General features: G+C 69.9%; 1 protein-coding gene. It reads left to right on the forward strand.

Annotated elements, in window-relative coordinates; all coding sequences use genetic code 11:
* On the forward strand, positions 1-2,107 hold a 2,107-nt coding region (locus G6553_RS20525; RefSeq protein ID WP_207620086.1), incomplete at both ends, for a CotH kinase family protein.

Genomic DNA, 2,107 nt, shown 5'->3' on the forward strand with positions numbered 1-2,107 from the left:
CCGCCACCATCACCGGCCACACCACCGCCACCCTGCGCTACCGCACCGACTTCGGCGCCGAGCAGACCACCCCCATGACCAACACCACCGGCGACACCCACACCGCCACCATCCCCGGCGCCGCCGCCGGCCACCTCCTGCGCTACCGCGTCGAAGCCACCAACCCCACCGCCACCACCCGCTCACCCCGCACCGACGACACCATCAACTACCGCGGCATGGTGGTCCAGGACGGCGTGGCGTCCGCGGTGCCGGTCTTCCGCTGGTTCATCGCCGACGCCGACTACAGCGCGATCACCGGGAACCCGACGGCCGACATCGTGCGACCGGCCGTCATCGCCTACGGCGACACGGTCTACGACAACGTGTCGGCCAACATCCGCGGCCAGGGCTCGGAGACGTCGCCGAAGCCGAACTGGAAGTTCGAGATGCCGCAGAACCACGACTTCGACATGCCAGGACTGCTGGTGGAGCCGGTGAACGAGTTCGCGATGCAGGCCGACTGGAGCGACGTCGCGCACGGCCGCTCGCTGCTCGGGTTCGACGCGTTCCAGCGGGCCGGCGTCGTGAACACCCAGGTCTTCCCGATGCGCGTGCACCGCAACGCCGGCTTCCAGGGCGTCTACAACTACCTGGACCTGTACGACGGGACGTGGCGCGACCGCGAGGGCTACGCCGACGACCAGTTCTTCAAGGCCAACGTGAACGCCTTCGACCCGTCGGTCCGGCTCGCGGACCGCCGGTTCGAGAAGAAGACCCCTGACGACGGCGACTACTCGATCCTCGCGGCCTTCCTCGACGGGGTCGCGCTGAGCGGTGCGGCCGAGCGCAGCTTCATGGCCGCGAACGTCGACCTCCCGCAGATGATCAACTACGCCGCGGTCACCGCGATCCTCCAGCACGTCGACTCGTCGCGGAAGAACTTCTACCTGACCAACGATCCCGACGTCGGCCGTTGGCGGATCCTGCCCTGGGACCTCGACCACATCCTCGGCAACCCGTGCTGCTTCGTGGAGAGCTCGTTCGTCACGCCTGCCGAGCCCGGCGACCGGGTCAACCCGATCATGGAGGCGTTGCTGGCCACGCCGGAGTGGCGCGAGATGTACTTCCGCCGGCTCCGCACGCTGGTCGACGACCTGCTCGCGACCGGCCGGATGGAGGCGTTGTACGACGCCGAGGTCGCCATCGCGCGACCCGAGCTCGACCTGGACTTCGCCCGCTACCCCTACGCGAGCCGCGAGAACTTCACCGAGCAACGCGCCCAGCTGTTCCGGTCGATCGCCAACCGCCGCACGGTGTTCGGCTCCGATCCGCGGGTGCCGGGCAACCAGCCCGCCGCCCCGAACATCGTCATCAACGAGATCCAGCACTCCCCCACCGGCGGCGACACCGCCGAGTTCCTCGAGCTCTACAACCCCCACACCCAGGCCATCGACCTCTCCGGGTGGACCTTCACCGGCATCGACCTCACCATCCAACCCGGCACCGTCATCCTCCCCGGCCAGACCATGACCTTCGTCGCCGACGACCCCACCTTCCGCACCACCTACGGACCCACCGTCTTCGTCGGCGACCGCTACGACGACAACCTCCCCACCGCCGGCACCCTCACCCTCACCCGCCCCGACGGCACCCTCGCCGACACCGTCACCTACGGCGGCACCGCCTGGCCCACCTCCACCACCGGCCAGTCCCTCGAGCTCACCAACCCCACCGCCGACAACAACGACCCCGCCAGCTGGGCCCTCTCCACCGGCCAGGGCACCCCCGGGACCACCACCGTCACCGGACCCGTCATCACCGCCCCCGCAGCACCCACCAACGCCACCGCAACCCCCGGCAACACCACCGCCACCCTCACCTGGACCGCACCCACCACCACCGGCGGCGCACCCCTCACCGGCTACACCATCCGCGTCACCACCACCACCGGCACCCAGGTCGGCGCCCTGCGCACCGCCCCACCCACCGCCACCAGCCTCACCATCACCGGCCTCACCAACGGCACCGGCTACCGCTTCCAGGTCGCCGCCACCAACGAAGCCGGCACCAGCCCCTACTCACCCCTCACCACCACCGTCACCCCCACCAACACCGCCACCGCACC

The sequence above is a fragment of the Nocardioides sp. IC4_145 genome (genome assembly GCF_011250565.1).
Taxonomy (GTDB): domain Bacteria; phylum Actinomycetota; class Actinomycetes; order Propionibacteriales; family Nocardioidaceae; genus Nocardioides.